The organism is Bacillus sp. AK124, assembly GCF_053903085.1.
Map to the genome: position 1 here is coordinate 3,537,115 of NZ_CP096378.1, position 12,629 is coordinate 3,549,743.

The window sequence follows — 12,629 nt, forward strand, 5'->3', positions numbered from 1 at the left end:
TTTTTGTAATGGTCTTTTGTCAATTAGTGAAGTGGCACTATGATAGCGTATATTGGTTAAATAGCAAAAAGCCTTGGTACGCTTGCCCAAAGCTTTTAATCTGAATCTAAATATTCGATATTTCATATATTCGTTTAAGTTCTGAAAAGGTAATTTCAATTCCTATCTTTTTTAAGTGATCCTTCCGCTGATCATACAATTTTTTCAACAGTTTTTCTTTCTCCTCATCTTGACCATAATGAATCAGACGATGACAGTGTGGACATAGGCTTACCAAGTTTGCTAGTTGATCTAAGTCATATTTGAACTCCACTTGCTTAGCGATAGGGACAAGATGATGACATTCAACATAAGGCTTGTTGGTAGATTTAGAGATAAAAGTTTTGTGGGAATGATCAATTTCACAAGTGTAGTTCGAAAGCATCATAGATTTTGAGGCAAGACTTGCATTTCTTGTCCATTGCCTTTGACCACCTTGATTAATGATTGGTTGCGGACGTTCTCTCTTTTGACTGACTTCATATGCCACATTCGAATTCTCGGATATGATGAAGGTTTGAGCCGCTATCTGATACTCCTCTTCGTTAACCCGGTCTTCTAAAAATTGGCCGTCTTCCTGCAACAAAATAAAATCATTAAACTGTTCTATCGATCGATTTCCGATAAGACCTTCTATTTCTTTGTATGTAACTAATAGTGCTTGTAAATCGCTTATAATGTCTTCTGAACTCGGAAAATCGCTTATATCATAAAAACGACCACATACATGTCCTAACTCATATCCCCTCGCAAGATTACCTTCACCCTTTAAATTGATATTTGAAAGACTCATATTTTGAGGTATGGTATTTAGTTTTTCTCTAATAATAGAAGCTGTTTTTTGGATTTTGGCCCTACCTATCTTTGTACCATACTTCTCCTTGAAATATGTCCACCCCTGATACAAACTAACATAAACACCACTTCCATCTGCTCTAAATAAGTAAACAATATAGTAGCCTCTTGTCGCCGAAGTCGTTAAATTCTTTATAAAAATTGAAACCCAAGGAATCTCAGCCCAACGGCCTTTTCCAACTGAACCTGCTACATGATATATATTAGGATCTAAGTCAACAACTTTAAAAAGAGTATCCTTTATTTCATGACAAATAAGGTGTGACAAAAGGTGTCCCTTAAAATTCTCATTTTTTGCTTGTTGATATGTTGATAAAACGCGCTTCATTTGTTCACTAATCGTTAGTTGATTCGAGATTTTGTGTTCTATTTTGTTACACCTCTTTATTAAGTAGGACTTTATGCAAGAAATGGAACCTTCTTATAACATTATAAGCCTCTCCTGGGTTGGAGAGCTTATTTTTTCAAGCTTGTATTTATCTTTTTTAACAAGTACAGCCACAAATTCCACATGTGTTGAATACATTTCACAGTTATAATTTAATTTGGCAACTATACCTACTTCAGACTTAAATACATTATCTGAAAATTATTCCCCATGACATTTTTTGAATTTTTTCCCACTTCCACAAGGACACGGTTTGTTTCGACCAACTTTTTCACCTTGATAACTATCTTTGTATTTAGATAAAACTGCAAAGTCATAAGGATTTTCCTCTAATACATAATCTTTAAATGCTAAGTGGGGGTCGTCCTTATCAATAAGCGGTATCTCTCTTGGCACTTCTTTAAGCTTTTCCAATACTCCACCAACTGCAATAGGAGATTGTAAATACTCTAGAAGACCTTCCAGTGTTGGTTCTCCACTCCACAGTTTAGCCTCACTAATAACACTAGTTGTATTTAATTCTAACTTTATTTCTTCAATTTTAGGGTCTAAAAAGAACTTGATAAAAGAGGATACATCTGTAATATATACATCTTCTTCTATTCTGCCTGTAAACTCAAAGATATTAGTACAAACTATTTTTACTATATCGTCTGCTTTAGGAGGAGTTTTAGGTAAAGGAATATCTATATATTTTTGAACTTCCTCCCACTGACGGATTAATATATTCTCTCTTCTTTTAACCTGACTTACACCGTAAAGTATATCATCGTACCTCTGTTTAACTTCTTTTGGAGAAAAGGGATGATTTAGACATTTAAATTCTATCAATATTATTTTGCCGCCAAATGTAGCAATTAGATCATATTCAACATCCTTACCATCGTATGCTAAAAACTTAACCTGTGATCTATTAATAGAAAAATGGGATGAAAAACTTAATAAAGCTTTTATTTCATCCTCCAGTTCAGTCCCTTTACTTGCAATATCTACACCCCAACAAGATAAATGTTTACCAACAATTCTATTAATGTTCATCTGAATAACAATGTGGGGAGTAAATACTATTCTTTCATCCCCAATATAAACAAGAGGCTGAGAAAAAATATCTAGTAATGGTTTTGGTCTAAAAACAAATAAGTCAATTATATTATTAGCTTTTTCAATATTAATTCCAGATAACTTTGAAAAATGCCTTTTTATATCTTTCAATTCAAATATTGGTGATAAATAAGTAAAGTCCTTATCATCAAATTTTGAATGTGCATTTGTACGATATACATATGCTAAAGATAATAAATATTTTATTCCATCATATAGTTCGTTTAAATTTATATCCTTATCTTTCCCTATCTTTATACGGTCTACTAAAGAACCTAAATCGTCTTCCATTTGATCCCAAGCTACACTTATAGCACTTTCAGCTATTTTTTCCCCTAGAATAAATACATCTTTATCTAACTTAAAAACTGAAGAAGGAGAGGATAAAGAAAAAATTGATGCTCTTTCAAGTTCATTAATTGTTTCAGACATTTTTTTGTAATTTACTAGTTTTGAATAATTGATAAAGTCCCGATATTTATACCTTATGACGGCTACTCTCTCTTTTTTGTAATCGTCATCACTGGGAGGACAATAATAATGCACATGATTACTTTCATCTAATTTAAATCGTTTAAATTCCCAATTTTGATACTTGATCCTTGACCATAGTTCTTCTAAAAAACCTCTATGCAAAGCTAAATGCATTATCTCTTCAATACTAGGTATCCCAAAAGGAGATATGTCATTATAAGACTTAATTTCCTGATTATCAATTTTCCCATTTGCTTTATAGTGAAGTAACCGAACTAACGTGTCAAAAATTTCTAAATTCGCTTCCATTATATCAGCAACTGAAACTTCTTTTTCAGACACTGGCAACTCATGTTCCATTCCGGTTACATACCCTTGAGCTTGGATCCTCTTCCCCATATCTCTATTAGAATAAAAAGATTGACTTTCTATAAACGTACATAACATTTGAATTTGTTTTGTAAATGGATACTTTAAAAAGTCATTCTTAAATAACCTCGCTTCATTACTTTTTGAAGCCTTGTTGATATCCTTTATGGTGCAATATAATTTAGCTACCGTATTTTTAAACCCCTCTACATATTCACCTTCACTATCCTCAAAACATTTAAGCACTAATCCACATACCTTTAAAAAAAAGACTAATTCTTCTTCTTTAAAATTTCTGCTTAAAGGATCAGTTAAACAACCGCTCAACAATAAGTTTTTTCCAAATTTTTCTTCATCAAATATATACAGCCCTAGCATTGTTGTAGCAGCACTCTCTAAATCTGTATTTTTAATATCCTTCTTTAACTTTTCATAAGTTAACTCACTCATTTCCCTCACCTCTTTAAAATTAAATCTATATTAAAAACAGGATTATGATGATTTTATAAGTTTGGTTCAAGAAAAAATACAACAATTTGAGTTAGAACGAGCAGAAATAAAAAAAGAGATGGCAGAGAATGACGCAACAAGTAAAATCTCTACCATCATAGAACAATTAAAGGACTTTCTAAACTTCAACACCTTAACTTCTAAAATGTTATTACGTTTCGTTGATAAGATCGAAGTTAAGATTTGCTATAAGTTTACACAGGTTGAGGGGTTATAACTTTTGCCCTCAATCACCTTTTAAAACCAACTTCGCCACACACTCCACATGGCTAGTATGCGGAAACATATCAACAGGCTGCACTTCAAGCGTCTCATACCCGCCATCCTCAAGCACCCGCAAATCGCGCGCCAAGGTTCCCGGGTTGCAAGACACATAAACCACACGCTTCGGCTTCATCTCCAAAATCGTCCGCAGCAATGCCTCATCGCAGCCTTTGCGCGGCGGGTCAACCACAAGCGTATCAGCCTTGATACCTTCCTTATACCACTTCGGAATCACGACCTCAGCTTCGCCAACTTCAAACTCAGCGTTCTCAATACCGTTCAACTCGGCATTCCGCTTCGCGTCCTCAATCGCTTCCGGTACAATTTCGACGCCGTATACTTTTTTCGCCTGCTTCGCCAGAAACAGCGAGATCGTGCCGATGCCGCAGTAGGCGTCAATGACTGTTTCTTCGCCGTTCAATTCGGCGTATTCAAGCGCTTTGTCGTAGAGCACTTTCGTTTGCTGAGGGTTGACTTGGTAGAACGATCTGGCGGAGATGGCGAATTTGATGCCGCCGATGGTGTCGTAAATGTATTCTTCTCCCCAGATGACGGTTGTTTCGTCGCCGAAGATGACGTTTGTTTTTTTCGGGTTGATGTTTTGGACGATCGATTTGACGTGCGGGAATGCCGCGGTGATCTCCTCGACGATTTTCGCTTTGTGCGGGAAGTCGTTTGTCCTTGTGATGAAGACGACCATCATTTCGCCTGTGACGGCGCCGTATCTGACCATGATGTGTCTGAGCCAGCCTTTGTGGCGTTCTTCGTTGTACGCTTTGATGCCGTATTTGCCGCAGATCTCTTTAATCGCCTGAACGACGCGGTCGTTTTCCGACTGCTGGATCAGGCATTCGTTCATGTCGATGATTTCATGGCTGCGCTGCTGGTAGAAACCTGCGATCAGACCGCCTTCTCTTTCGCCGACAGGGACCTGCGCTTTGTTTCGGTAGTTCCACGGGTCTTCCATGCCGAGGGTCGGGTGGACGGTGATCCGGCTTAAATCGAGCTTGCCGATGCGCTCAAGCACGTCTTTGACTTGCTTCTGCTTGTAGAGAAGCTGGCCTTCATAGTTGATGTGCTGAAGCTGGCAGCCGCCGCACTGCTTGTAGATCGGGCACGGCGCGTCTGTACGAAAGCGGCTTTCTTCTTTCAAGTCGATGAGGCGGCCGAAGGCGAAGCCTTTTTTGACCCGGGTCACTTTGATCTGCGCCTTTTCGTCAGGGAGCGCGTTCGGCACGAAAATCGGGAAGCCGTCGACTTTGGCGACGCCGGCTCCTTCGTGTGTTAAATCTTCAAATACGACATTGTAATATTCATTTTTTTGAACGGGGGCTTTTTGTTTCATCTTTTTCACCTGCTATAAGAAAAACTTGGCCAGCTCTTTAGACCAAGTTCAATCATCCAATTTTCTCGCTTTTTCTTTTGACATGACGACATCGATATGGCGGTAGAGGTTTTCGAATTCGCCCGGCAGTTCGCCGCCGTATTCGCCGTCAAGGTTGAGGAGCATTTTGTCTTTGACCGTTACTTTGACGCGGTTCGCTTTCGTGTAGATGATATGCTCGTCATTGATATGTTCGCCGCGGAGGGCAAGTCCGACAAGTCTGATGAATTCGGCGAGGTTTGCCCGTTTTAAAATAACGAGGTCAAACATGCCATCGTTCAAGCTTGAGTCTGGAGCAAGCTTCTCAAAGCCGCCGACGGAGTTCGTCAGCATGACGAGAAACAGCATCACTTCTCCTTCAAACAGCTTGCCGTCGTATTCGATTTCGACCTCGGTCGGCCTTAGCGAAGGAAGGAGCATTTCCATTCCTTTTAAATAATAGGCAAGATGGCCGAGCATCGTCTTCAATTTGCTTGGTACGTCATATGTCAGTTCGGTGAGGCGTCCGCCGCCGGCAATATTGATGAAATATTGGCCGTTGACGCGGCCGATGTCAATCGGACGGGCTTCTCCCTCTAGTATTGTGTTTACCGCCTTTAAAATATCCTCGCGCGGAATGCCGAGCGCTCTCGCAAAGTCATTCGTCGTTCCGACCGGAATGACTCCGAGCTTGGGACGGTGTTCCAACGGCGCCAGTCCGTTGATGACTTCATTTAATGTGCCGTCTCCTCCGGCCGCAACAATCAAGTCAAATTCCCGCTCAGCGGCGTTTCTGGCGGCCTGTACGGCATCCCCTTCCCCTGTTGTCGCATGGCAAGACGTTTCATAGCCTGCCTGCTCGAACTTCTGCAGAACTTGGGCAAGGTTTTTTTTGAAAATTTCGCGTCCGGAAGTCGGATTGTATATGATTCGTGCACGTTTCATGTTTTCATCATCCTATTAGAGTATCCGTATCATTTCTTTACCAACAACCTTTAATTATACTAGTTGTTGAAAAAATCGCAACAAAATGGGTTTTATTATTTGTTTAATTTTAGATAAAATGCCCTAATTCATGGTAAAAAAGACTTCGGGATCTAATTGATGTAAAATAATTAATATTAAGAAAAAGGAGATGTTGCTGTGAAAAAGCCCGTTTATTTTAACCATGACGGAGGCGTCGATGATCTCGTCTCTTTATTTCTGCTATTGCAGATGGAAGATGTCAAATTGATCGGAGCATCCGTCATACCGGCGGATTGCTATTTGGAGCCGGCTCTCAGTGCCAGCCGAAAAATCATTGACCGCTTCGGTTCGTACCAGGTCGAGACTGCGGCATCCGATTCGAGAGGGGTGCATCCGTTCCCGAAGGAGTGGCGCATGCACGCTTTTTATGTCGACGCCCTGCCGCTTTTAAATGAAAAAGGCGAAGTCCGGACCCCTGTGTCAGACCTGCCCGCTCACCTCCATCTCATTGAATGCGTCAAACAGAGCCCGGAACCGGTGACGCTGCTGTTCACCGGCCCGCTGACAGACTTGGCGAGGGCGCTTGAGGAAGAGCCTGAGATCATCAAGCATATTGCAAAGCTTGTCTGGATGGGCGGCACCTTCCTTGAGAAAGGAAATGTGGAAGAGCCTGAGCACGACGGGACGGCGGAATGGAACGCCTTTTGGGACCCTTACAGCGTCAAGACGGTGTTCGAACGCGATATTCAGATCGAAATGGTCGCGCTTGAAAGCACGAACCAGGTGCCATTGACAAATGATATCCGCTCCCATTGGGCGAGCCTCAGAAAGCATGTCGGGATCGATTTTATCGGCCAGTGCTATGCGATGTGTCCGCCGCTTGTCCATAACGAGACGAATTCGACATACTACCTTTGGGATGTGCTGACGACGCTGACACTCGGCACAGTCGATATGACACGCTCGCGCAGCGTCAAGGCGGTTGTCCATACGGAAAGCCCGCGCCAAGGAACGACAGAAGAGCATCCTCACGGCAGAATGGTCGAAGTCGTCGATCAAGTCGACAGGGATCAATTTTTTGCGTATTTTGAAGAGTTGATGAAAAAAGCCGACCGCATTCCATCTTTATAAAAGGAGACTTTCCATGATCAAAAAAGGGACAAACATTTACATCAGGCCGCTCACGGCTGAAGACGCCGAGGCTTGCCTTGACTTGCAGAACGCAAACCGCCCGTTTTTTGAACAGTTTTCAATGGAGCGGAACGAAGAGTTTTATACAATCGAAGGACAACAGAAGAGGCTTCAAAGTTTATATGAAAATATGCAGAACGATGTAGATTATTATTTTGGCATCTTTGATCCTGCAAACGATACGCTGATCGGAACGATCAACCTTTTCCAGGTACTGCGCGGCTCCTTGCAAAGCGCCTTCATCGGCTATTTTTTGGATCAGAAACACAACGGCAAAGGCTACACGACAGAAGCCGTCAAGCTGATGGTCGAGTTCGCCTTTCAAGATCTCAAGCTCCATCGCATCGAAGCCGGCGTCATGCCCCGTAATCTTGCCTCGATCCGGGTGCTGAAGAAGGCGGGCTTTCACAAAGAAGGCATCGCCCGGAAAAACGTTAAGATCAACGGAAAATGGGAAGACCATCAGCTGCTGGCGGTAATCAATCCGAATGATTAACTGCTTCTTTGCGGGGCTGGAAAACGAAATCAGCAGCATTAAAAAAGCTTGTCGATGAAGATCATTTCAACCTTTATCGACAAGCTCATAACATGCTTTCATCTGCTTTTTGTCTCTTTCATGATGCTGAAAATGACTAAGGCGATAACACCTGCACATACAATATAAAATAAAACATCAGTCACAGGATTTCTTATATTTTTCAAGAGAAAAATGACTCCGATCAACACGATCGGTATGATCCAGGTGAGCCGCTTTACGGCTTTGGGGCTTGGTTCGTTGTTTCCTTTCGATTCCATTCACTGCCTCCTCTGTTGCCTTTTCTAAACAAAGCATAACACAGGATATATTTGTTAAACACCGACGATCGTCTCATCAAAGAAAAAACCCCTTGGAAAGGACCATTCCAAGGGGTTTTTGTTTTATCGACTTACTCTTCTTTCATACCCGGTTTTTTCCGGCGGAATTTCGCCAGTACTTCGTATACGATCGGTACGATCAGAAGGGTAAGGAGCGTCGAACTGATCAAACCGCCGATAACGGTGACGCCGAGTCCTTTTGAAATGACCTGGCTGCCGCCTTCAAATCCGAGCGCCAATGGAATCAGGGCGCCGATTGTGGCGATGGCTGTCATCAGGATCGGACGGAGCCTTGTAGAGCCGGCTTCAAGGAGCGCTTCTCTCGTTGAGAGCCCTTCCGCTTCCTTATGGATGACGCGGTCGATTAAGACAATCGCGTTTGTGACGACGATTCCGATCAGCATCAGCATTCCGATCATTGCGTTCAGGCTGATCGTTTCTCCTGATACGTATAGTCCCACCAAGGCGCCGATAATCGTAAACGGCAGCGAGAACAGGATCGCAAATGGCGCCAGTGCTCCGCCGAATGTAATCACAAGCACAAGGTAGACGATCGCGACCGCCGCAAGCATCGCGAGTCCGAGTTTTGTAAAGGAATCTTCGATATCAGCGGATACGCCGCCTGTATCGATTGTGACGTTGTCAGGCAGCTCGATCTTGTCGATGTTTTTCTGTACGTCGACTGATACGGCTGTGACGTTTTCAGATGTGACTTCCGCCGTGACATCGGCATAGATTTTGCCGTCGCGTTTTGAAATCGTGTCAGATGTCGTGCCTTCTTTCACTTTCGCGACATCGCCGATTTTTACTTCCTGGCCGGTCGGAGTTGTGATTTTCTTGTTTTCTAAATCTTTGACGCTTTTATATGTTTCTTCTTCTGTTTTAATCGTGACATCAAGATCTTTTCCGTCTTTTTTCACGGTTGTAAGCGGCGCCTGCGATGTTTCTTTCATGAGCGCCTGAGAAATCTGTGATGCCGTTAACCCAAGTTTACTTAGCTTCTCCTGGTCAGCGACAAAAGTAAATTCGTCATATGTGCTGGACAGGCCTGAGTTTACGTTCTTCAGGTCTTTTTGGTCTTTCATAATCTTTTCGATCTCTTTTACAGTGCCTTTAATCTCTTTTTCTGAATCTCCGTACACATAATAGGTTAACTGATTGTTATTGCCTGAAGAGCTGAAATCCTGGGTTTTCCATTCTCCGCGTTTGGATTGCTTCTGAATGTCTTTTAGGACGTTGTCTTTTTCCTTATCAAAATCAGGTGTGTCTTCCTCATATTTGATATAGAACAACGCGCCGTTTGAGCTTCCGCCCATCAGCGGATTTCCCGCTCCTAACGTATATTGAACCGTATCGACGTGTTTGCGGTCCAATAGTACTTTTTCAGCTTTTTGCGCTTCTTTTTCCGCTTCTTTTTTCGTTTCTCCCGGTTCAGGAGTGTATGTGATTTGCACCATTTTATCTTTTGTAGCAGGCAAGTAGCTCGCTCCGATTAGCGGCACGAGGAACAAGCTTCCGACCAGCATCAGAACCGCGATGATCGAAGTGATCCATTTATGGCTGAGCGACCAATTCAACACTTTTTTGTAGAAGTTGGCCAGTACCCCAGGCTTGTGTTCTTTCGCCTTCACCGGCGCACCTGTCAACGACTTTTTGAAGAGGGTGTGCGCAAGCATCGGCACGAGCGTGATCGCGATCAGCAGGGATGCGGCAAGCGCGAATACAATCGTTAAGGCAAACGGCAGGAACAATTCGCCGATTTGACCGCCGACGAGTGCGAGCGGCAGGAATACCGCGATCGTCACGATCGTTGATGACATGATCGGCATGAACATTTCCTTCGTCGCTTCGCGCACGAGCGCTTTTCCGCGCAGCGGCTCATCTTTCAGCCTCATGCGGCGGTAAATGTTTTCAATGACGACGATCGAGTCGTCGACAACCCGTCCGATGGCGACCGTCATGGCACCGAGCGTCATGATATTGAGCGTGATATCAAGCTGGTTCAAGACGAGCAGTGCGATTAACAATGACAATGGAATCGAAATGACCGAGATTAATGTTGATTTAATATCCCTTAGGAATAAGAGAATGATCACAACCGCAAAGATCGCTCCGAAAATCGCTTTGCTCAGCATCGTCTCGACCGACTCGGTGATCGGTTCGGCTTGATCGTATGTCGAGCTGTATTTGAAGCCTTTGTGGTCTTTTTTGAATTGTTCGAGTTCAGCTTTTACGTTGTCGGCTACCTCGACGGTATTGGCGTCGTTTGCTTTAATGACGCTGATGCCAATGCTGTCTTTACCATTGGTTCGTGAAATGGATTCGGCTTTTTTGACATCTTTAATCGTTGCGATGTCAGACAGCTTAACCGTCGGGATTCCCGCGCTTTGCTGAGCTTGTCCGGCGCTCTGTGCTCCGGCTTGAGCCTGCGCGCCCTGGGCCGCTTGCGCACTTTGCGCTCCGGCTTGCGCGCTTGCGCCTCCGGCAGACGCCGCTGGAATTCTCATATTTTTCAAGTCTTTAATTGTTTCGATATCGCCGCTCACGACGACCGATTTTTCTTCTTTCCCGAATGTGTACAACCCAAGCGGAGTCGTCACATCAGATCCTTGAATCACTTGCTTGACTGTATCCTCGTCAAGCCCATATTGCTTCAATTTGTCTTTTTTAAATGAAAATTCGACTTCTTCAACCTGCTGTCCGGAAAGCTGAACGGAAGCTACGCCTTCAAGGCCTTCAAGCTTCGTCAGGAGGCTGTCTTCCACTTTTTTCGTCAAGCTTTGAAGATCGTCTTTATCACTGGACACGCTGAGCGCGAGGATCGGGAAGGAATTCATGCTGTAGCGCGAAATGCTCGGCTCTTTCGCATTGTCCGGCAGATCGAGATTCGCCAATGCTTCAGCGGCTTCCGTCTTCGCTTTGTCCATATCCTTTTCATAATCGTATTCAATCATCACCGATGATGCGTTTTCATACGAAGTGGACGTCACAACGCTGACGCCGTCCAGGTTTTGCACGGCTTGTTCAACAGGCTTTGTGACTTCATCAGCTACCTGGCTCGGAGTGGCTCCGGGGTATGTCGTGCTGACGGTCAAATAAGGCATGTTCACATCAGGAATTGATTCCTGCTTCATATTTAAACCCGCATAAATGCCGGCAACCGTAACAATAATCGTCATCAGCCACACAGCGAACTTGTTCTTTAGTACAAAATTAATGATAGAATTCATTACGACCTCCATTGTGTATATCATTTTCAGAATACAGATTGACTGACTGGTCATTCTATACAATAATAAACTTCAAAAGTAAACAGCGTCAACTTATATATGTTAAAATTTATTCAATTTTAAAGAAGTGTTAAAGGGGTACATTCATGACAGAAAAAGAAGAAAAAATCATTAAAGCAGGTCTGCACCTGTTCGCGAAAAACGGGTTTGCTTCCACAACGATTCAGGACATCGCCAATGAATGCAACATCTCAAAAGGAGCTTTCTACCTGCATTTCAAGTCGAAAGAAGCGCTTTTGCTTGCAATCATTAAGTATTATATCGATCGAACGATGGAAAATATGAAGATCATTCAGCAAAAGAATTTTCCTCCGAAGGAAACGTTCAAGGAGCAGATTGCTTATCAATTCAGTGAGAGCAAGGAGCACCGCGACTTTATTCTCGTGATGATCAGCGAACACAGCATCCCGGAAAACAGCAAGATCGAAGAATATTTTAAAAATGTCAGCCAAAAATTCCACGAGACGTATAAAAACGCGCTGTCAGCAGCCTACGGGGACATTGTGAAGCCCTATCTGTCAGACTTGTCCGTGATCGTTCAAGGCATCGTGCAGTCTTATCAAAATTTGTTTATCTTTAATGAACTGGATATCGATTTTTACGAACTTGCGGATTTTATTATGAGAAGAATCGATGACATGATTGATGGCATGGTTCAAAACGGGGAGCAGCCGATCCTGGCCGGACGGACGTACAGCTATTACCGGAACGCCGGCAGTACGGCCGATAAACATACGATTTTGCGGGAGCTTGAAGATGCCAAACGTCAGCCGGCGCTGCCGGAAGACATTCTCATTACACTGGATGTGATCGAGGAAGAGCTGAGAAAAGATTCGCCCCGCATCCCCGTGCTCCAGGGCATGCTGACAAATTTGGAGCATCAGGACAATGTCCAGCATCTCTATGGAATGATCACCCGTTTCCTTCATTCATAAAACAGCCTGATGGCTGTTTTTTTATTTCC

At 43.2% G+C, this 12,629-nt stretch carries 9 protein-coding genes; 3 read left to right on the plus strand and 6 right to left on the minus strand.

Features of this window, described 5'->3' with window-relative positions:
- Positions 1 to 106: 106 nt before the first annotated feature.
- The 4 genes from M1E06_RS17815 to M1E06_RS17830 form a co-directional block, all read right to left on the minus strand.
- Positions 107 to 1,222 carry an MrcB family domain-containing protein gene (locus M1E06_RS17815; protein WP_075213472.1) on the minus strand — a complete coding sequence of 372 codons (1,116 nt, stop codon included), beginning with the start codon at positions 1,220 to 1,222 and terminating at the stop codon, positions 107 to 109.
- A gap of 261 nt (positions 1,223 to 1,483) precedes the next feature.
- Positions 1,484 to 3,676 carry a YecA family protein gene (locus M1E06_RS17820; protein WP_043054163.1) on the minus strand — a complete coding sequence of 731 codons (2,193 nt, stop codon included), beginning with the start codon at positions 3,674 to 3,676 and terminating at the stop codon, positions 1,484 to 1,486.
- A 286-nt stretch (positions 3,677 to 3,962) separates the two neighbouring features.
- Positions 3,963 to 5,345: a 23S rRNA (uracil(1939)-C(5))-methyltransferase RlmD gene (gene rlmD, locus M1E06_RS17825; RefSeq protein WP_043054161.1), complete on the minus strand. Its 1,383-nt coding sequence runs from the start codon at positions 5,343 to 5,345 to the stop codon at positions 3,963 to 3,965.
- Positions 5,346 to 5,393: 48 nt separating this feature from the next.
- A complete protein-coding gene (locus M1E06_RS17830) occupies positions 5,394 to 6,308 on the minus strand; it encodes a diacylglycerol kinase (RefSeq protein WP_023855610.1) in 915 nt (304 codons plus the stop codon).
- A gap of 198 nt (positions 6,309 to 6,506) precedes the next feature.
- Between M1E06_RS17830 and M1E06_RS17835 the strand changes: the two genes are divergently transcribed.
- The gene (locus tag M1E06_RS17835) at positions 6,507 to 7,460 is read left to right on the plus strand and encodes a nucleoside hydrolase (RefSeq protein WP_043054160.1); all 954 of its coding nucleotides are present in this window, start codon (positions 6,507 to 6,509) and stop codon (positions 7,458 to 7,460) included.
- Between the two features lie 13 nt (positions 7,461 to 7,473).
- A complete protein-coding gene (locus M1E06_RS17840) occupies positions 7,474 to 8,016 on the plus strand; it encodes a GNAT family N-acetyltransferase (RefSeq protein WP_123032496.1) in 543 nt (180 codons plus the stop codon).
- 98 nt (positions 8,017 to 8,114) lie between these two features.
- Here M1E06_RS17840 and M1E06_RS17845 read toward each other — a convergent pair whose 3' ends face one another.
- Together M1E06_RS17845 and M1E06_RS17850 are read right to left on the minus strand one after the other, a co-directional pair.
- Entirely contained in the window at positions 8,115 to 8,315 is a 201-nt protein-coding gene (locus tag M1E06_RS17845; protein WP_020450473.1) for a hypothetical protein, read from the minus strand.
- A gap of 131 nt (positions 8,316 to 8,446) precedes the next feature.
- Positions 8,447 to 11,605, minus strand: a complete 3,159-nt coding sequence (locus M1E06_RS17850; RefSeq protein ID WP_123032497.1) for an efflux RND transporter permease subunit — start codon at positions 11,603 to 11,605, stop codon at positions 8,447 to 8,449.
- 146 nt (positions 11,606 to 11,751) lie between these two features.
- Between M1E06_RS17850 and M1E06_RS17855 the strand changes: the two genes are divergently transcribed.
- On the plus strand, positions 11,752 to 12,600 hold the full coding sequence (locus M1E06_RS17855; RefSeq protein ID WP_025810344.1) for a TetR/AcrR family transcriptional regulator: 849 nt from the start codon (positions 11,752 to 11,754) through the stop codon (positions 12,598 to 12,600).
- Positions 12,601 to 12,629: the final 29 nt, after the last annotated feature.